Source organism: Brenneria alni (assembly GCF_003666245.1).
Taxonomy (GTDB): domain Bacteria; phylum Pseudomonadota; class Gammaproteobacteria; order Enterobacterales; family Enterobacteriaceae; genus Brenneria; species Brenneria alni.
The window spans coordinates 91511-110013 of record NZ_MJLZ01000001.1 but is presented as its reverse complement, the minus strand read 5'-3'; the positions used below and the strand labels follow the sequence as shown (position 1 = coordinate 110013).

General features: G+C 54.7%; 13 protein-coding genes, 2 pseudogenes and 1 riboswitch. Of the genes and pseudogenes, 1 reads left to right on the top strand and 14 read right to left on the bottom strand.

Translation table 11 applies throughout. The features are described 5' to 3' along the window. Positions 1-59 precede the first annotated feature (59 nt). From ilvN to sgrR, 9 genes and pseudogenes are all read right to left on the bottom strand, one after another. A complete protein-coding gene (gene ilvN / locus BIY29_RS00460) occupies positions 60-353 on the bottom strand; it encodes an acetolactate synthase small subunit (RefSeq protein WP_121572742.1) in 294 nt (97 codons plus the stop codon). A 4-nt stretch (positions 354-357) separates the two neighbouring features. Further along, positions 358-843, bottom strand: a pseudogene (locus tag BIY29_RS00455) (thiamine pyrophosphate-dependent enzyme); the annotation flags it as partial. A 28-nt stretch (positions 844-871) separates the two neighbouring features. After that, a pseudogene (locus tag BIY29_RS21120) lies at positions 872-937 on the bottom strand (hypothetical protein); the annotation flags it as partial. 115 nt (positions 938-1052) lie between these two features. Further along, positions 1053-1157, bottom strand: coding sequence for an ilvB operon leader peptide IvbL (locus BIY29_RS00445; RefSeq protein ID WP_121572741.1), 105 nt, complete (start codon positions 1155-1157; stop codon positions 1053-1055). A 198-nt stretch (positions 1158-1355) separates the two neighbouring features. After that, entirely contained in the window at positions 1356-4037 is a 2682-nt protein-coding gene (gene adhE, locus BIY29_RS00440; RefSeq protein WP_121572740.1) for a bifunctional acetaldehyde-CoA/alcohol dehydrogenase, read from the bottom strand. A gap of 946 nt (positions 4038-4983) precedes the next feature. Next, positions 4984-5631 (bottom strand): thiamine ABC transporter ATP-binding protein ThiQ, encoded by a 648-nt coding sequence (gene thiQ, locus BIY29_RS00435; protein WP_121572739.1) that lies wholly within the window; start codon positions 5629-5631, stop codon positions 4984-4986. Further along, positions 5615-7225: a thiamine/thiamine pyrophosphate ABC transporter permease ThiP gene (thiP, locus tag BIY29_RS00430; RefSeq protein WP_121572738.1), complete on the bottom strand. Its 1611-nt coding sequence runs from the start codon at positions 7223-7225 to the stop codon at positions 5615-5617. Before thiP ends, thiQ begins: the two co-directional genes overlap by 17 nt. Continuing rightward, on the bottom strand, positions 7201-8187 hold the full coding sequence (thiB, locus tag BIY29_RS00425) for a thiamine ABC transporter substrate binding subunit (protein ID WP_121572974.1): 987 nt from the start codon (positions 8185-8187) through the stop codon (positions 7201-7203). Before thiB ends, thiP begins: the two co-directional genes overlap by 25 nt. Before the next feature lie 78 nt (positions 8188-8265). Beyond that, positions 8266-8373, bottom strand: a riboswitch (TPP riboswitch). A 41-nt stretch (positions 8374-8414) separates the two neighbouring features. Further along, positions 8415-10073, bottom strand: coding sequence for an HTH-type transcriptional regulator SgrR (gene sgrR, locus BIY29_RS00420; RefSeq protein ID WP_121572737.1), 1659 nt, complete (start codon positions 10071-10073; stop codon positions 8415-8417). A 90-nt stretch (positions 10074-10163) separates the two neighbouring features. On the opposite strand from sgrR, the gene sgrT reads away from it, so the two are divergent. Then, positions 10164-10328, top strand: a complete 165-nt coding sequence (sgrT, locus tag BIY29_RS00415; protein WP_121572736.1) for a glucose uptake inhibitor SgrT — start codon at positions 10164-10166, stop codon at positions 10326-10328. A gap of 155 nt (positions 10329-10483) precedes the next feature. Here sgrT and BIY29_RS00410 read toward each other — a convergent pair whose 3' ends face one another. From BIY29_RS00410 to BIY29_RS00390, 5 genes are read right to left on the bottom strand one after another with little or no spacing between them, the layout of a single operon-like run. Continuing rightward, positions 10484-12685: a TonB-dependent siderophore receptor gene (locus BIY29_RS00410; RefSeq protein WP_121572735.1), complete on the bottom strand. Its 2202-nt coding sequence runs from the start codon at positions 12683-12685 to the stop codon at positions 10484-10486. Between the two features lie 55 nt (positions 12686-12740). Further along, positions 12741-14036, bottom strand: a complete 1296-nt coding sequence (locus tag BIY29_RS00405; RefSeq protein WP_121572734.1) for a lysine N(6)-hydroxylase/L-ornithine N(5)-oxygenase family protein — start codon at positions 14034-14036, stop codon at positions 12741-12743. Next, a complete protein-coding gene (iucC, locus tag BIY29_RS00400; protein WP_121572972.1) occupies positions 14033-15727 on the bottom strand; it encodes an IucA/IucC family protein in 1695 nt (564 codons plus the stop codon). The genes BIY29_RS00405 and iucC overlap by 4 nt, the downstream gene beginning before the upstream one ends. 53 nt (positions 15728-15780) lie before the next feature. After that, the gene (locus BIY29_RS00395; protein WP_121572733.1) at positions 15781-16731 is read right to left on the bottom strand and encodes a GNAT family N-acetyltransferase; all 951 of its coding nucleotides are present in this window, start codon (positions 16729-16731) and stop codon (positions 15781-15783) included. Then, positions 16728-18467, bottom strand: a complete 1740-nt coding sequence (locus BIY29_RS00390; RefSeq protein ID WP_121572732.1) for an IucA/IucC family protein — start codon at positions 18465-18467, stop codon at positions 16728-16730. Before BIY29_RS00390 ends, BIY29_RS00395 begins: the two co-directional genes overlap by 4 nt. Between the last annotated feature and the right edge of the window lie 36 nt (positions 18468-18503).

Genomic DNA, 18503 nt, shown 5'->3' with positions numbered 1-18503 from the left:
TGCAGCGTACGGAATAAGGGGGCGGCCATGCCCCGTTCCGTAGATAGACGATCGTAACATTAGCGATAAAACTCCGCCACCTGATCGAAAATACGCATTTCATCACTGTGGCGGCGTACCCGGAGGACATCCTCTAATTTTTCTACCTGGCTTACCATCTGTTGCAGTCGCTGATCGTCCTGTACCAGTAGCCAGATGCGACTTTCGTCGCCGCCTGCCAGCGGCATACACAAGATCCCTTCAACATTAAATGCCCGGCGGGCAAACAATCCGCACACGTGAGACATCACGCCGGGGTGGTTACGCACCGATAGCTCCAAAGTCACCTGATTTGAGGCAGATTTAGTCAGCATGGTATTAATCTCCAATCATATCGATGTTAGCGGCGCCCGGCGGCACCATCGGATAAACTTTTTCATTCACATCAATTAACACATGGATCAAGGCTGGCCCCGGACGATTCAGCGCGTCAGCCAATGCGGTACGGGGGTTCTCCGCCGCATTCAGATCGCAGGCGGCAAAACCGAAACCTGCGGCGATGGCCAGAAAGTTGGTACGGTAGCGGTAATCTGCGGCAAAGATACGTTGCTGGAAGAACAGATCCTGTTGCTGATGAACCAGACCAAGGGACTGGTTATTCATCAGAATAATTTTGACGTTCAGTCCTTCTTCTGCGGCAGTCGCCATTTCCTGAATATTCATCATCAGACTGCCGTCGCCGGAAAAGCAAATTACGGTGCGTTCCGGTTCGGCCAGCGCGGCGCCAATCGCGGCGGGCAGCCCAAAACCCATCGTCCCCAGCCCACCCGAGGTCAACCACTGGCGCGGCCTGCGCATCGTATAACGGCAGGGCAGCCCCGCCGGGAATGCCTGCCACTGTGGTGATGCCCTGCTGTTCGAGCAGTCTGACAATCAACTGAGCGCCTGTATAACGCATATTCATATCCTTTCATCAGGGCCGGTGCGGTATCGGAGCGGGGAGGGTAGAGACAAGAAACCCCGCTCGGCTTGCGCCGGCGGGGTTTGAGAATCTTTGCTTGATTCGGAACCCGTTACGGCGCGTTGCCGACCACCACCACGACTACCACGCGCACGACGACAACCGCATCAACATGTGCGGTGTGTAGTGGTGCTGAAGTAGAAGTAGCGTGTCTCACGGAGTACCTTCATTGCGTGTAGGTGTAAACAAAATTATCTAAGCACGTTTAGCCAAAAGAGAACAAGCCCCTCGTGGATAAAAATTTGCGGCAGCTCACATTGCTATTAAATAAGAAACTTATGGATTTGGCGACAGATAGGGGCTTATGCGGTGTTCCACATAAGCCCCTGGAAGGGTTAGTTCAGGAGATTAGCCATCACCCTTTCGCTTTTCCTTTTTTGTCATTGTTTGCTGCTTTAGGCTCTACAGCCTGTTTAGGCGAGGCGGGGTTATCGCTATAGGGACGACCGTAGTAGGTATCCAACAGAATCTGCTTCAGTTCGGCGATTAGCGGATAACGTGGGTTAGCACCGGTACATTGGTCATCGAACGCATCTTCGGACAGTTTATCCACCCTGGCCAGAAAATCCGCTTCCGGTACGCCAAAGTCACGAATGCTGGCTGGAACATCCAGCGCTGTCTTGGTTTCGTCCAGCCAGGTCAGCAGCTTGTCGATTTTCTGTCCCACATCGTCGCCAGGGGCGCTGAGGGCAAGATAATCGGCAATTTCCGCATAGCGTTTGCGGGCCTGCGGATAAGCGTATTGGCTGAAAGTCGCCTGCTTGGTCGGTTTATCGATCGCGTTATAGCGAATGACGTTACAGATCAGCATGGCGTTGGCCAGCCCGTGCGGAATATGGAATTCGGAACCCAGCTTATGCGCCATGGAATGGCACACGCCCAGGAAGGCGTTGGCAAAGGCGATACCGGCGATAGTCGCCGCGCTGTGCACCCGTTCGCGGGCAACCGGGTTTTTCGCCCCTTGCTGATAGCTGGCGACCAGATTACCGTGCAACAGTTTCAACGCCTGCAATGCCTGACCGTCGCTGAATTCATTGGCCAGCACCGATACATAGGCTTCCGTTGCGTGGGTGATGGCATCCAGGCCGCCGAAGGCGCATAGCGATTTCGGCATACTCATCACCAGATCGGCATCGACGATCGCCATATCCGGCGTCAATGCATAGTCCGCCAGCGGATATTTTATCCCGGCGGCATCATCGGTAACGACCGCAAACGGCGTAACCTCGGAACCGGTGCCGGATGTGGTGGGAATGCAGATCATCCGAGCCTTTACCCCCATTTTCGGAAAGGTGTGGATGCGCTTACGGATATCCATAAAGCGCAGCGCCAGATCTTCGAAACGGGTTTCCGGGTGCTCATACATGACCCACATCAGTTTGGCCGCGTCCATCGGCGAGCCGCCGCCCAGTGCAATGATCACATCCGGGTTGAATGCATTTACCTGCTCTGTTCCTTTGCGGACGATGCTCAGTGTCGGGTCCGCTTCTACCTCGAAGAATACTTCGGTGGCGACGCCATGCTGTTTCAGGCGCGATATCACCAGATCGGCATAACCGTTATTGAACAGGAAACGGTCGGTTACGATAAATACGCGTTTCGCGCCATCGTTGACGACTTCGTCCAGCGCAACGGGAAGCGAGCCGCGCCGGAAATAGATGGATTTGGGAAGTTTATGCCACAACATATTTTCCGCTCGCTTGGCTACGGTTTTTATATTGAGAAGATGCTTCGGCCCCACGTTTTCCGAAACGGAGTTGCCGCCCCAGGAGCCGCAGCCCAACGTCAGAGAGGGCACCAGCTTGAAGTTGTACAAGTCGCCGATGCCGCCGTAAGAGGTCGGTGAGTTGATCAATACACGGGAGGTTTTCATCCTTTCGCCGAAATAAAGTACCCGGTGGGCTTGGTTATCCTGATCGGTATACAGGCAACTGGTATGACCGATTCCTTCCATATTGAGCAATTTTTCGGCGATATCGACCGCTTCGCTGAAATTCTGCGCTTTGTATAGCGCCAGCGTGGGAGAGAGTTTTTCGTGTGCGAAAGGTTCGGATTCGTCGGCTCTGGAGACTTCGCCGATCAGCACTTTGGTATTCGGCGGGACGCTGATACCGGCCATTTCGGCAATTTTCACCGCCGACTGTCCGACGATAGCAGCATTTAACCCACCGTTCTTCCTCAATATACTCCCCACGGCGGAAAGCTCTTCGCCTTGCAGAATATAACCGCCTTGCGCGAGGAAATTCTCACGCACCTCGTCATAAACGCTCTTGACCACGATGGCGGACTGTTCGGATGAACAGATCATGCCGTTATCGAACGTTTTCGACATCAGAATGGAGGCGACGAATCGTTTAACGTCGGCGGTTTCATCCACCACGACCGGCGTGTTGCCGGGGCCTACGCCCAGAGCCGGTTTCCCGGAGCTGTAGGCTGCTTTTACCATTCCCGGCCCGCCGGTGGCGAGAACCAGATTGATATCCGGGTGGTGCATCAACTGGTTGGTCAACTCGATAGTCGGTTCGGTAATCCAGCCGATAATATCCGCCGGGGCGCCAGCGGCGACAGCCGCTTGCAGGACGATCTCCACCGCTCTGTTGGTGGCATTTTTCGCACGCGGATGCGGCGAGAAAATAATGCCATTACGCGTTTTCAGGCTGATGAGCGCTTTGAAAATCGCGGTAGAGGTTGGGTTAGTGGTGGGGACGATACCACAGATCAGACCGATGGGGGCAGCGATGGTGATCGTGCCGTAGGCGTCATCTTCTGACAGGATGCCGCAGGTCTTCTCGTTTTTATAGGCGTTGTAGATATATTCGGAGGCGAAGTGGTTCTTGGTCACTTTATCTTCCACTACGCCCATTCCCGATTCTTCCACCGCCATTTTCGCCAGCGGAATGCGGACGGCGGCGGCGGCAAGGGCAGCGGCGTGGAAGATGTTATCCACCTGTTCCTGCGTATAATCGGCGTAGATGCGTTGGGCCTTTTTCACCCGGGCAACCAAGGAGTCAAGATCATCAATTTGTGTAGCGGTCATGGTGGTCTCCATTTAAGCAGTATATCTGCCAGGGGTTTTCCCTGAGTAAGACGGCAAGAACTCACGAGGCTGGTAACGATGCGTCGTGTACTCTGGCCTGGGCTTTTGCTTCTTCCATCTCTACGGCATAGCTTTGGGAACCGCATGTCGAGAGAAATATATTCCGTATCAAATTGATGACTTTGATTGAGATTGATAACAAGCCGCATCGGTGCTGGACTCTGTTAACTGATTTATCTGTGACCTGGGCGGAGATTAATAATAGTCAGCTTATTGTTTCGCATTGATATTATTAATTGATATGACATCAGGGTACGAAAAATCGGGATATCTTTATTACCAATCTCTATCAAAGTATTTTGTTTCACTAATGTTAATTTAAATTGTTTAATTGTTATTAAACGCCATTCTCAGCCACTTAATTTATTTACTAAAGTCTGAAAATTTGTTAGATCGCTGTCTGACTGCACCTGTAAATATATTGGATATAATATTCTTACTATGGCTAATACTGCTGTCGGTATTGCTGAATCCAGCTATATGAAAATAGTATGAGTAATAAAAACAAGGCCAGAAAAAAGAGGTTTTGCGATAGATCAGCTATCCGGAAAATCAACGGAATAACTAATTAAATCAAAGGCATTATTATTTCTGCCGATAAAACGGCGATTTCGTTACGGTTAATGTGTGACTGTTGATATATGGTAATAGTCACGTTGCTCTATGTTTATTACCAGGTAGCATATTTTATTTTTTAGCGCGTTTCACGCATCAATGTAAGGTTTTTTCCAGAATAACCGGGTGGATCACAATATGGTGCGAAGACAGGTTGGTTTATGTCGAAAAAATAGCGATTTTTCCCTCATTTCATTAACATTTTCTCTCTTTAAGTGTGTTGTCATAAATAACGAAGCGTAAACGACGGTATTGGCGAGGCCTGATCAGGCTATTTGAGAGGGGCGTTGTCGATAATACGTCCGTCGGTAATGGTGACGGCCCGGCTGGCGATATATGCTGCATCATCCAGATTATGCGAAACCATCAGCAGCGTAAGCTGGCGTTCGCGGCAGACCTTCTCAACCAATTCCAGCATCTCCAGCCGTAAGGCGGGATCAAGTGCGGAGAATGGTTCATCCAATAGCAAGATGGGCTGGTGGCGCACAAGACAACGAGCCAGTGCCGCACGCTGTCTCTGCCCCCCGGAAACCTGTGAAGGCAGGCGACTGAATAACGCAGTTAACCCAACCTGATCCGCAATACGTTTTAGCGTTTCGTGTTGGGCGGCATTAAGCCGCAAGCCGGGATTCAGCCCCAACGCGATATTTTGCTCAATAGTCAGATGTGGAAAGAGATTATTTTCCTGAAACAGAATGGATATCGGACGTTTTGCGGGTGGGGTATGACGGTGATCTTCCCCATTCAGCAATAACGTACCGCTGTCGGCCATCAGAAAACCGGCGATCAGATTCAGCAGCGTACTTTTCCCCGCTCCGCTGGGGCCAAGAATAGCAATGCGTTCCCCTGCCTGGACGCTTAAGTCAAAGCGCATGGGAAAATCTTGATAGAGGTAGGTCAGTTTATCGAGAGAGATCATGACGATCCGCCAGTTTTTCAATTAGAGTGAACAACGTGAAGCACAGCAACATCAGCAACAATGCGGTAACCGCGCCATCGGCGCTGCGATAAGCGCCGATCTGCTGATACAGGTAAAAAGGTAAGGTGCGGAACTGCTCATTGCCGAATAGCGCGATAACGCCAAAATCACCGATGGAAAGCACACTGGCAAACGCTAATGCCTGAGTCAGCGGCTGTTTCAGCGCGGTTAATTCAACAATTTTCAACCGCCGCCAACCCCGGATGTCCAGTGACAGGCACAGTTGATTATAACGTTCGGCGGCATCAACCATTGGGTTTTCCAGCACTTTGATCGCATAGGGGATAGCCATCAGCGCGTTGGTCATCACCACCAGTCCATAAGGGGAGTCAGGCAATCCCACAGTATTGTTCAGCAACAGGAAAAAACCGGTTGCCAGCACAATACCGGGCATGGCGAGGATCACCATTCCGCTCAGATTCATCAACTGGCCATATAGCAGCTGTTGGCGCAGCTTAAGCTGCCGGCTGCTCCACAATAGCATCATGGTCAGGATGATGCAGATGACGCCAGCGGCCAACGCAATACGCAGTGAGGTGAACAGTGTTTTCCACAGTGCGGGCTGCTGCAATACCGTGAGCAGGGAGCGGTTGACGCCGTCTACCACCACCGCCAGCAGTGGCGGCACAATCAACAACAACGCCGCGCCAATCAGCAGGCTATCGCATACTCGGCTGAACAGGCTATCCTGTGGATTACGCCATGCCAACTGCCGGGTATTGCCAACGGGCAGGATTCTGCCTAAACGCTGACTCAGCAGAACCAACCCCAGACAGCACGTCATCTGAATCAGCGCCAGCAGTGCTGCGCGTGACGGATCGTAATTAAAACTCAGTGCCTGATAAATAGCCAGTTCGATAGTCGTGGCCTGCGGGCCGCCGCCCAGTGACAGCACGGTGGCAAAGCTGGCGAAGCAGAGCATGAAAATCAGTGCGGCGGTGGGCAGGATCTGCCGGCGTAGCCAGGGCCATTCGACAATCCGAAAATGCTGCCAGCCGTTCATTCCCAATTGGGCCGCTAACTGGCGCTGTTCGCTGGCGATATTCTCCAGTGACTGTAACAGCAGACGGGTCGCCAGCGGCAGATTGAAAAAAATATGCGCCAGCAGAATGCCTTGCAGCCCATACGGTGAGAAGCGATAGGGCAGGCCCGCAATTTCCAGCAGTTGCGCCAGCCAGCCCTGTCGGCCATACACGCTCAACAGACCAAAAACCGCCACCAGCACCGGTAGCACCAGGGTCATGGCACATAGCCGCAATAGCCAGCGATGGCCGGGAAAACGTCTGCGATACAAGGCCCTGGCGAGGAAGATCGCCGGCAGGGTAGACAGCAGGGCAGACAAAAAGGCCTGCCAGAAGGTGAAGCGAATGACATGCCATAAATAGCTGTCATGCCATAGGGCCTGCCACTGGTTTTCCGGCGCCTGTCGCCACAGCGCAGCGAAAGCCAGCGCCGCCAGCGAGATCAACAGTATGGCGGCCAGTAATCCCGGCCACAGACTCCCCGCGGTCAGTGGCTGACGGCGCGCTGCCATGCCTGAATCCAGTTATTTCGTTGCTCGGCAACGTCATGGGCGCTGTATTGCAATGCTTTCTCCGGTACGGTGAGGGTGGCGAACCCGGCGGGCAGATCGGTTTTGATTACCGGATACATCCAGTTGGTGGTTGGGATCGCCTGCTGGAAGGCTGGTGTCAGGATGAATTGCATAAAGCGTTTTGCCAGTTGTGGATTTTTGCTGGCGGCAAGTTGCCCGGCGACTTCAATTTGCAGGTAATGCCCTTCGCTGAAGTTTGCTGCGGCGTAATTGTCTTTTTTCTCTTCAATGATGTGATACGCCGGAGACGTGGTGTAGCTAAGTACCAAATCGGCCTCGCCTTTCAGGAACAATCCGTAGGCTTCGCTCCAGCCTTTGGTGACGGTAACCGTTTTTTTCGCCAGTTTTTGCCAGGCCTGTGGCGCTTGGTCGCCATACACTTTTTGCATCCACAGCAGCAGGCCCAACCCTGGCGTGCTGGTACGCGGATCCTGATAGATCACTTTCCACGGCGCGGCGCTGTCGACCAGTTCATGCAGGCTCTTCGGCGGGTTTTTTAATTGATCTTTATTGTAGACGAACGCGAAGTAGCCATAGTCATAGGGAACAAACGTCGTATTGTCCCAGCCGCCGGGGACATTAACGGCAGCCGCCGTGTCCAACTGATGTTTGGCAAATAATCCGGTCTGTTCCGCTGCCTGTAGCAGGTTGTTATCCAGCCCCAGAATGATATCCGCTTTACTGTTTTTTCCTTCCATGCGCAGGCGGTTCAGCAGTGAGGCGCCATCTTCCAGCGCCACAAAATTCAGGTCGCATTCACACTCTTTTTCAAAAGCTGTCTTGATCACCGGGCCGGGGCCCCATTCAGACGCGAAGGAGTCATAGGTGTAGACCGTGAGCGCCGGTTTGGCGAATGCTGGCGCCGACGCCAATAGCAGGCAGGGAAGGATTTTCTTCAACATGAAAACCGGGCGTTTTGATAATGATGTCATTAACACTTTGCACTCCTGTCATATGAGGGTGGCAAAGGTCTTTGAGTCAGCAGGAGCACTCTCAAATCCCTTCGCCGGTATTAACCGGATCAGGTTCGACGGGTATATTCTCAGCGAAAAAACCTGTTAAGCGTTTTCGCACCCCGTTGAGAACGGACGTATTGTAAAGACTTCAGGATAACAGGGAAAGCCGGGTTTTAGTTTTCCGGCGGGGCGAACCAGGCGGATTTGAAGTCAAACCAGCCTAAGGTGTTCATACGAATGCCGCGCATACTGCGTTGTCCCTGAAGTTGCAGCCAGTTGTGAAACAGCGGATGCAACTGACCACGGCTGACAAGTTTCTCGTTCCATTCAGCCATCGGCAGCGCCTTGTTACGCCATAGAACGGCATCCTGGTGCAGATCTTCATCAAGACAATGTTGTATCAGCGGTAGCTCGTAAAGCATGGCAAACAGTGAGAACTCCAATGGCAGATAGCAGTTGGCGCTGCATAACCAGATGTCGCTTTGTGTGTCCCCCTGATACCAGTCCTGATAGGTCACTGTCTGGATGATGAGTTTAACATTATGTTGTTTAAGTACTTTTTTCATTATTTCCCCGATCATTTGATATTCAGGATGATCCTGATAGAACGTCAGGGTGATTTGCTTTAGCTCTTCCGGCTTTATTTGCGGTTCGTCATGGTGCCGGTAATGCCAGCGGGGAAGCAAACTATAGGCTGGCGACCAGTCTCGCTGATGCGCGGTATCGGCATGGTTGAGCAGGGCGATCGGGTTGAGTATCTGGCAGAGCCAACGGCGTACTTCCGGTCTGCTTGTCGATGCCGAACGCTTGTCGAACAGCAGGAAATAGCAGCCTTCTTCCATCCGGCTTTCCAGTTCATCATCAGATGAATCATCCGATTCCAGATGCAGGGAGCAAGGCAATACTTCGGTTGCGTCGGGCAACACCCAGATGTTGACCTCGTCAATGAGCGCCCGATAGCCGAAATAGTCGTCAAATGCCTTTATTTTTAGCTGATTACTGTTGTTGCGTATCACGGAGTACGGGCCGGTGCCAATCGGGTGTTGGACAAAATCGGGCAGGGTTCGCCACTCCTCCGGCAAGATCATGGCTGGTACGCTGCCAAGCAACCAGGGTAGCCAGTCGTCGGGGCTGGTCAGCCGGACATCAATCACGAACGGCATCGGGGTGGTCACGCTGCCAATATGTGAGAACAAGGGGAGCGCATTGAGTCTGGTGAGTGAGGTGATGACGTCCGTCATGGTGAGCTCCCGTCCGTGGTGAAAACGGATCGAAGGACGCAGATAAAACCGCCAGTGCAGCGGGGACAACATTTGCCAGTGGTGCGCCAAATCGGGTTTCAGTTCTCCATTTTCCTCATTTATGTTGGTCAGACCGCTGAAAATTTGCCGGGCAATATGCATTTCTGAACGCCGAAGCGCCGAACCCGGCAACAAATTACGCAGCGGACGATAATAAAGAATACGCAGAATATGTTTGCCCTGCCGGAAACTGCGGCCAAGATGAGCAAGCAGCATTTGTCGCACGGTTGCTTTATCACCCACCAACTGAACCAGTTGATCGATGCGATCCTGCTCCAGCAAGTCCTCGGCCCGCTGCTGTTGCAGGGCCAGTCCGGTATAGATAAAGGTGAGTTGTGAGCGTTTTCCCCGTCCTGCTTCCGCCTGCCAGATAATCCAGCCTTGTTGTTGCATAGCGCCCAGCAGTGAACGGATATGGCGGCGTGAACAGCTCAGTATGCCCGCCAGTTCTTGCAGGGTTGTGTCGGTGGTTTGCCCCTGAAAGCGTTGCCACAGGCGTATGAATTGTTGTTGCAGACGAGACGAAGACATAAAAGAGGAACTCCCCGCGCTAAAGTCATCAATTTATCTTTCCCTATATTACGTTGATACTTTCTCATAATGAAAGCGTGGAGGTGGCTTATGACAATCTCAACACTGTATCGGTTCTACCAGCTCTATCTCTCAACCTGTAAGGCGAAATGGTTGTGCTGGCTGTCCGCACAACAACGAATAGTGTTATTGCAGCAGGCGACACAGTGGCATATCGGGGAGATGTCGGAAGAGGATTACCGTCACTGGATATAGCCGCAAAGCGCGGTAAAAAAATTTCTGAGTAATGGTGTATTTCACCAGCCAGCGAAACCTTCCGCTGGTTTTTTTTATGGCGGGCTATCCTTGCCCGCCACCCTGTGGGCCATTTCTGTGCAACGTTGAAAAACGCTAACAAAAAACAGGGCGTGTCAAAAGACGGCGGAATAGGTCAGGCCGAAAGTACGACCGCGTCCTTTATATTCATACAGCGACGCCGGGCCGTAGGTCGGGCTGTATTGCAGCGGCGCCCGTTGTCCCCAGGTGGTGGTGTACTGTTTGTCCAGCAGATTTTCCACGCTGAAGCTGATTTTTCCGACCGGCAGACGGTAGCTGCCGATAAAGTCGAGGGTATTATAGCCGTTGATTTTTCGCCCATCCGCGTCGGAAAGATCGAAAGATTGCTGGCTTTGCAGGCGCAGCGACCAGTCATCGGGCGCCCAGCTAACGTAAGCGACCGCTTTGGAGGCGCTGGCGTCGCGGACATCAAGTTTGTCCCACTTGCCGTCGGTTTTCAGCTCGGATTTCACCAGGTTGCCGCTGATCCCGGCGCTCCAGTCACTGTCGTCAAAGAAGTAGTCGACCGCGCCTTCCACACCGTAGATGCGACGTTCGTTCGGTTTGACATAAATGGTCATGTCGGCGCGGTTGACTTCGACAGAACGGTCGGAAATGGAGTAGTAGGCCGATACCTGGGTACGCAGGTTGTCGCCGGTGTAGCGCCAGCCCAGTTCATAGGCGTTGACCTTGATGCCTTCCAGTTTGGACTGGCTGACGTTGACGCTGTCAAGTAGCGGTAAGTGACCATTGACACGACTACCGTAATTGCCCAATCCGTAATATTTGCCCGGATCCGGCAACTCCACCCCTTGTGAGAAGTTAAACCACGTCTGCTGTTTTTCCGTCAGATGAGCCAGGATACCGGCATTAAACAGCACATTGCTGTAGTCGGTGCTGCCGCCGGGAATGGTATCCGCCGACGTGGCGGTGCCGTTGGCAATAGCCTGCTGCTGGCTATAGCCAATAAAATCTTTCACCTTGTTTTTGGTCCACTGGTAGCGCACCCCGCCGCTGAGGGTGAACATCGGCGTAATGTCGTAACTGGTTTGGAGGAACGGCGCCAGATTGGTGATGTTGTAGCCGGGATAGCGATCGACGCTGAAAATGCGCTGGTTATTCAGCCCGCCGGACTGGTTGGCGCGCGCCAGATCAAAGAACATCTGGTTGGCGTCGAAAGTTTCGTGATCGGCGTCGACGCCGTAGGTCAGCGTCAGGTTGTCAAGCGGCGTGCTGTTAAGGGTCAGCTTGGCGCCATACTGGCTGGTATTCTGCTCGGACGACGACAGACTCCTTACCGTGCCGCCGCTGAGTGTTGGGAAGGGATAGAAGGTCAGCGATTCATCACGGTAGTAAATCTGCGCCACCAGATCCTGTCCCCAGAAATCGGTGTTGCCGTATTGCAGGCTGATCAGATGACGCTCGGTGCCGGGGATACGGTCTGAATGCAGATTGCCGCTGTTGTAGGCCTGCCCGTTACCGGTGACTGCGGAGAAGTTTTCCCCCAGATACAGCCCATGCTTGCCGTCTCCCTCGCTTTTGTAATACTGGGTGACTAACTGAAATTGCTGATGTTCATCAATCTTCAGCGTACCGGTGCCCATCACGTCAAGGCGGTCGGAATATTGCAGGCCGGTCTGGCTGTTATCCAACTGCACTTGGTTGCCTTTGCCGTCGTACCAGCCGCCAAATTTCTGATAGGCCACGGATAGCCGACCGGCGATATTATCGTTACCGCCGCTGACCGCCGCCGCCACGCGATCGTCGTGATCCCGGCTACTGCCGAAACCGGTTTTGCTGCCCAGCTCCAGTTCCACCTGGCGATCCGTCTGGCCCTTTTTGGTGACAAAGTTGATCAATCCGCCGGTGCTGCCGCCGCCGTAAAGCGACGTTGCCCCGGAAATCACTTCGATGTGGGCAATATTGAATGGATCGATGGAATCAAGCTGGCGACTGTCGGAGCGTGAAGAGTTCAGCCGCACGCCGTCGACCATCACCACAATGCTGCGCCCGCGCATATTCATGCCGTAGTTGGTACGGCCCTGACTGCTGACGTCCAGACCGGGAATCAACTGGGCCAGCGCATCTTTCAGCTCTTTGCCGCCCTGAACCTGCTGCTCAATCTGGCTCCCTTCAATTACCCAGGTGGTTTGCGCCATTTGCTCGACGGTACGCAGCGTTCGGCTGGCGCTGACCACCATCTGGTCGTTACCGGTTTGCGCCTGCCCGGCAGCCGGAACGAAGGCGGCGAATAGCGATGGGGAGATTACCCAGAGTGCTTTTTTTGTCTTTATCATTGTCATAACCCTGCATCAAAAATCAAAAAGAGTGGTGAACATGCTTGGATCCTCGTTACTGCGTGTGGTGCTGGTTTATCCCACTGCGCCATTGAATCAACGACGGCGAAGTGCTGATATCGAAATGCTCTCGTCCCAGGGCCCGGTTGAGAATGCTGGCGGAACGCCAGGCCATCAGGCTCAGTTGGGGTTCGGCAATACCGTGCTGCTGCATACTGGAGTTAACGGCGAACAGGCGGTTTTCGCCGGGGCCTTGCCAGTCCAGGGTGAAGTCGGGATTGATTTGATATTGCCCATCGGCGGTAAGGGTCAGGCGCTGATGCAGTGGCGACAACACGGCGGGCTGGGCGGAGCGATAGCCGGTGGCGAAAATCACCACCTCGCTGTTCAGCAGGTCATGGCCTTCATCCAGCTTGTGATGGAGCCGCAATTGGTAGTGAGATCCCGACTTATCCAACGTGGTGAGGGAGCGGCTTGGCAGCAGTGTGGCATTGCGCGGCTGTCGCAGCACTTCAAAGCGGTGATACAGCTCGCGATAGATTGCCAGCAGCGACTCCGTAGTAATGCCGTCCGAGGTCATTTTCTGTTCGGCCAGCATGTTCTGCTTGGTGCGTTCGTCCAGTCCAAGAAAACTGGTGACATACTCCGGGGTAAAGTATTCGTTGGCGAACGGCGCTTCATCCAGTGCGTTAAAATTGTTGCGCCGTGATACCCAGTTAACGTGCGCCGGGTTTCCCCATTCGCCGCGAAAGACGTTCAGGAACAGATCGGCGCCGCTTTGCCCGCCGCCGACGATGGTGACGGTTTTCCCCGTCAGCGACGGCTTGCGCAGGTTCATTTCACTGGCGTGGAAGCAGTCGTCGCCCACGGTGCTCACGCACGTCGGCAGGTAAGGCTGCTTGCCAATCCCGACGCAGACATGGCGTGCATACCAGACGCCCTCCGGCGTTTCGACCACGAAGAGACGGCGTTGATCATCGAAGTCGACGGCCTGTACCGTCACGTTGAAAGACAGGTTATCCATTTTCTCCGCCGCCCAGCCCAGATAGTCCGAGAATTCATCCCGTGAGACGGTGCGCATTTCGGTGGTCAGGAAACGGTAGAATTTTTTGCTCTGCACCAGATAGTTGATAAAGCTGTAAGGACTGCAAGGCGCCACCGCGCTGACCAGATCCTTCAGAAACGAGGTCTGCATATGGCAGTCGGGCACCAACATGCCGGGGTGCCAGGCGAAATGGGATTTACGCTCGAAAAAGCGGGTTCGGAAGCCAGGCAGCAACTGTGCCAGGGCGGAAATACTAAGGTTGAAAGGGCCGATACCAATGCCGATGAAATCCAGCGGTTGTTTCATTGTGCAGACTCCTGGGTGACTAACCACAGTGGGTTTGGCAAATCCTGAAGATAGTTGGGTAACATGCGGCTACCGCCGTCATGTTCTGAGAAGGTCAGTTTCACCGGGTTGAGCACCACCCGGATGATCTCCGGCTTGAAGAGATCGAACAGGGCAAAACGCTCGCTCAGTTCCGGGTGGTCGGCCATGTAGGCCCGCAGTTCGTCGGCCAGCAGTCGGTAAAAGCGCGTTTCGCTGATCCCCAGCCGCTCGGTGAGCGGAGAGACAAAACGTAACACCGTTACAAAGTGGCCGGTCTGCAAGTCATGAATCAGATAGTCGGCGCTCAGGCGTACTGTCACCTGACTGACCGCCTCGGGCAGTGTGCGCTGCTCAGGGAAATCGTCCTGCACCAGCCGCATATCGCCCTGAAAATCTTTCAACAGCACCCGCTGCGGAGTACCGTTTTGCAGCGCCAGCGTAATGTTCTGGCCGTGAGCGATCAGTGAAACGCCATAGCAACACAGCAGGTGGTAGAGCGGCACCACCGTAACGCGGAACAACCGCTGCAACCATGCCTCGGCGGAAAGCCCCGATTGTTCTATATACGCGCCTATCAGCGGCTCTCCCTGCTCATCGCACTCCATCAGCGTGGCCATCAGAATCGGCTGTTCGTCCGGGTGCAGATAGCAGGAAGGATTTTCGCGCCAGATGACGCCCAGCATTTCCTGATAGCGATAGGGTGCCTGCGCCAGCGGCTGATAACCCGTATGCGCCAGATAACCGGCGGCAGGCTCACTGAGAATAACGGCGCCGCTGGCGTTAAGCGTCGGATCGCTGGCAAAGATCTGTTGCAGCCAGCGCGAGGCGAGTGGGCCGGCGGCAATATATTTGCCGGGAATGCCGCGATAGCACGAGGTGTTATAGATAGTTAACGGCAGTTTGATATCCAGCGGTGTGCGGCGGCTGGCATTGGTCAGCGTGCGCAGCGACTGCTGCGCCAGATAGCGATCGCCGAATTCGCCCAGCGCCACGATCTCGTTTTCCGCCAGTTGAGGCAGAAAGTGCAGAGCGATTTTTTGCCGCCATTGCCACGGATGCACCGGCATCGGCAACCATTCATCGGTCAGTTCCAGCACTTGCCAGCGCTGTTGGAAACGCTGTAGTTCGACGTCATCCATAGCGCTTTGCAGCAGATCCTCTAGGGATACCGCCTCGTCGCTGCTCCATACCATCTTTTCACGCTTTACCGCCAGCCAGTGCAGGCGGAACGTTTGGCCATATTCCGGGGCGTAGCGTTGCAGGTCGTCCAGCCCCCAGCCACGGCGTCCTTTGTTGAACACAAATTTGGGGTGTCCTGAGAGCAGGCATTGCAGCGTATCGGCATCCAGCGCAATCAGGTCTTGCGCACGCATTCCCCGGCGGCTGTGCAGCAACTGGATATCGCCACGCAGCGTGGCGTACAGATCTTCCAGATGTTCGGCGATCTGCGCGTCATTCATGCCGAGTAGCGGCGCGAGCCGTTTGAGTAACGCGTCTGCCGCGATCGGCGCCTGTTCGCAGCGCAGGCTGTCGGCGTCGATCCACAGCCACCCCCAGATGCCGCGTCGGGCGGCAAAAAACCAGTCGCTTTCCGGCAGTGAAATACGCCAGTGTCCGTCGGATTCCGGCAACGCATCCAGCGTGCGTTCGTATTCCAGTTCCGCCAGCATTTTGGCGGCCAGCAGCCGGTTTACCCGCTGCCAGTCCTGACCATAATCCTTTATCACAGGCCCACCTCGTTAAAGAAGGCGTGGCGCTGATTAAGGATCAGCCGCGAACGCTTGTGCGGGAAATCGAACTCTTTGACAGCAACATAGCCCGCCTCCGGCAGATGGCGGAACAGGCGCTGATTATCCGCACGCGGTTCGGCCACCACCCGCTGGGTTTGCGGCGCGTCAAGGTAGAGGTAGTGGGTCAGCCCGCGCAGCCAACTGCGGACAAAATGTGCGCCGCGGCGATCCTGCTCGCCGACCAGCATGTGCAGGCCGCGATCGAACGGTTGCCAGCGGTAGTGACGGCCAATGCGGTCTTCGGCTGCCCAGTAAACTTCAAAATAGCCAAAAGGCCGATCGTCAAAACACCCGATTAGCGGATAGAGATGGGGATCTTCAAGTTTGCCGGTCAGGTAATCATATTGCAGGGTTTCCGGGCCGCGCTGTTCCCAGAAAAATGCCACGCGATCGTCGTTCATCCAGCGGGTAAACTGCGGTGTATCGCGATCCGGGTCGGGCAACCGGAAACTTAGCGTCCGCCGGATGCGCGGATCGTAACGGCGGTAGACTTCTCCCTCAGGCCTGGACGGGCGCGACGGATGGCAGAGCGCACGGGCATCGTCATATTGCAAGGTTGTGGTGGGCTGAGAGGGTGAACCGCGTAGCCACAGCGGCAGTTGCCAGAAAGTTTCCCGCGCCACAAAATCGCTTTGCACCTGCTCAAACAGCCGTTGTGCATCGGGATCGCCGCGCCATTCCTGCCAGGGCAGGGTCACGCCGGACAGCGAAGGCGCGGCAATAAATAACTGATCCAGCGCCTCGGTCAGCCAGCCAGCCGGCACTGCTCCGGGGGCGTGCAGTATCGCGCTGTTATCCAACCCCCAGCTAAGTGACAGGGCTTTCTCTTGTGTCTCACAGAACATTCCGTTTATGGCGTGGACGATGGTGGCCTGTGGCATCATGCCGTCTCCTGAGTTAACAAGGGGTTAGGGAAGTCGAAGTAGATCACCGCAGGATCGACGATGGTGTTTTCGTTGTGATCCTGCAAATAGCAGAAAAAGTTGCCTTTACAGTTCCATACCGGGCTGTCCAGGACATAATCCAGACAGGTGGTATCGCTAACGGTGGAGCGCAACGCGTTGAGGGCGGTGCGCACCAGCGCCATCAGCTGTGGCTCGCTGCCGAACCCGGCGGCGGCCAGTGCGGCGGTTACCGCCAGCGTGGAATTTACCAGCAGGTAATAGGGGAAGTAGCGTAGTAACTGTGGCGTGCTAAAGCGGTTTTCCGCCTCAGCTTCCCCAATCTCCGCCAGCCACGCTTGCGCCTGTTGGGTAAAGCCGCTGCCCTGGCAGTCGCGGTATAACATGCCGACAGGCAAGTCCTGCTTCATCTCCACCAGTATGTTTTGCTGGTGCGCCAGCAGTACCAGACCGTAATCCGCTTCGGCGCTGAACAACGGCGTCAGCACATACCGGCAGTAAGCCGTCAGCCAGACCTGCGCGGCACGCGCCGGGGTGATGGCCAATCGGTTGGCCAGACGCCGCACGGTGGCCGCCAGCAGGCTGTCGCCGCCATCCGGCGCCGATTGTGTCAGCGTGACCAGTACGTTGGTTTGGCTTTCAGCGTGATCAAACAGCAGGTTATTGCGCAGGACGAACAGGCTTTCGCTTTCAATCCCCCCTTCCAGATTACGCAGCCCGGCCCAGCCATCTTCTTGCATCACTCGAAAGGCAGGGTAACGGGCCTGTAAGTCCTGCCAGCGGGACGTTTGCGCCAGCCGGGCCAGCCGGATGCCGCGTTTTACCTCTTTGATGGATAGCGTGCGGATCGAATTGGTCAGCCTGACGCTAAGAGAGAATTTGATCATGTCCCGGCTGGCGGCGCAGTACAGCGAGCGGGAGGATGTAGTGGGTAGCCAGTTCTGTCCGGCTTCTCCCAGATCGTGCAATGCGCCGGCGCTGACTAGCCGTTGGCACCACGCCTGTTGCAGCAGGTAGTCTGCCTGCCACGGATGCATCGGCAGCAGCCAGACGCTGTCGGTGAAATGACCCAGCAGCTCAGGGGCGTTTTCAACGACGAAGCGCTGCATCCGTTGCTGGATAGTGATGCCGAGACTGTCTCCGGCTATGTATTGTTTGTCGACGGCGAACCAGCGCAGAGGAAAGCGGGCCGCGAAATCGGGCAGATAACGCCGAGCCTGCGCCTCATCAAAGGGTTGATGTGATTTAGGCGCGGGATGAAACGCGTGGCCTGCCAGTAGCCCTTGTTCCGCCTGGGCGAAGGTTAACGGGTGTTGGCGCAGCGACGGCCAGTCGAGCCGAAGATCGATGGCCTGATGGGTATGCCGGTAGCTTTCCATCACCCGCTGGCGAAAGCATGTCAGCACCTTGTCTGTCAGACCACCGGCGATAGACGTTTTTTCCAACAGGCAGCAAACCAGCGTGGCGAAATCAATGTCTTGTCTGTTGCCGTCGGTGACCTTCTGAGCCGGAAAACGGTAGCGGTGATGCTGGGTGGCAGAGAAATAGGTCAGTGGTAACCGGAGGGTCTGGGATGCAGACAGGGGAATAATTAATGTCTCTGGAGTTTGGGTATGCGGGGCATATTCCACATCCCAATCGTTAGTTTCTCTTAATAGTGAGTTAAGGAAACACTGAGCAGCCACATCATTGGCCTGACTTAATATCCGCATATTCATCGTGAGCAGAGGTCTCGCATATCCAATTGAGAATCT

Excerpts from the sequence above, each read along its gene's own strand:
- ilvN (WP_121572742.1), bottom strand. The coding sequence starts at position 353 with ATGCTGACTAAATCTGCCTCAAATCAGGTGACTTTGGAGCTATCGGTG.
- adhE (WP_121572740.1), bottom strand. The coding sequence starts at position 4,037 with ATGACCGCTACACAAATTGATGATCTTGACTCCTTGGTTGCCCGGGTG.
- thiQ (WP_121572739.1), bottom strand. The coding sequence starts at position 5,631 with ATGATCTCTCTCGATAAACTGACCTACCTCTATCAAGATTTTCCCATG.
- thiP (WP_121572738.1), bottom strand. The coding sequence starts at position 7,225 with ATGGCAGCGCGCCGTCAGCCACTGACCGCGGGGAGTCTGTGGCCGGGA.
- thiB (WP_121572974.1), bottom strand. The coding sequence starts at position 8,187 with ATGTTGAAGAAAATCCTTCCCTGCCTGCTATTGGCGTCGGCGCCAGCA.
- sgrR (WP_121572737.1), bottom strand. The coding sequence starts at position 10,073 with ATGTCTTCGTCTCGTCTGCAACAACAATTCATACGCCTGTGGCAACGC.
- sgrT (WP_121572736.1), top strand. The coding sequence starts at position 10,164 with ATGACAATCTCAACACTGTATCGGTTCTACCAGCTCTATCTCTCAACC.
- BIY29_RS00410 (WP_121572735.1), bottom strand. The coding sequence starts at position 12,685 with ATGATAAAGACAAAAAAAGCACTCTGGGTAATCTCCCCATCGCTATTC.
- BIY29_RS00405 (WP_121572734.1), bottom strand. The coding sequence starts at position 14,036 with ATGAAACAACCGCTGGATTTCATCGGCATTGGTATCGGCCCTTTCAAC.
- iucC (WP_121572972.1), bottom strand. The coding sequence starts at position 15,727 with ATGCTGGCGGAACTGGAATACGAACGCACGCTGGATGCGTTGCCGGAA.
- BIY29_RS00395 (WP_121572733.1), bottom strand. The coding sequence starts at position 16,731 with ATGATGCCACAGGCCACCATCGTCCACGCCATAAACGGAATGTTCTGT.
- BIY29_RS00390 (WP_121572732.1), bottom strand. The coding sequence starts at position 18,467 with ATGAATATGCGGATATTAAGTCAGGCCAATGATGTGGCTGCTCAGTGT.